The organism is Streptomyces sp. NRRL S-1022 (genome assembly GCF_000720135.1).
Lineage (GTDB): Bacteria > Actinomycetota > Actinomycetes > Streptomycetales > Streptomycetaceae > Streptomyces.
In genome coordinates this window covers 1-281 of the sequence record NZ_JOIU01000194.1, presented here as the reverse complement: position 1 = coordinate 281, position 281 = coordinate 1, and the positions used below count along the sequence as shown (strand labels likewise).

At 69.0% G+C, this 281-nt stretch carries 1 protein-coding gene; it reads right to left on the bottom strand.

Going from position 1 to position 281, the window contains the following annotated elements:
• A partial coding sequence (locus IG05_RS0141495; RefSeq protein WP_030349221.1) for a flavodoxin-dependent (E)-4-hydroxy-3-methylbut-2-enyl-diphosphate synthase occupies positions 1-281 on the bottom strand: 281 nt, incomplete at both ends.

The window sequence follows — 281 nt, the reverse complement described above, 5'->3', positions numbered from 1 at the left end:
GACGGGGTCGTTGTGCTTGACCGAGATCTTGATGTCGCGGAAGTCGTGCTCCTCGAAGAGGGACGCCTCCCACAGGGCCGACTCGACCAGGGCCTCGGGAGTGGCCTTGCCGTACTTCCGCAGCAGGCGCCGGTCCAGGGAGCCGGCGTTGACGCCGATGCGGACCGGGGTGCCGTGCTCCCTGGCGGCCCGCGCGATCTCCTTGACCTTGTCGTCGAACTGCTTGATGTTGCCGGGGTTCACGCGGACCGCGGCGCAGCCGGCCTCGATGGCGGCGAAGA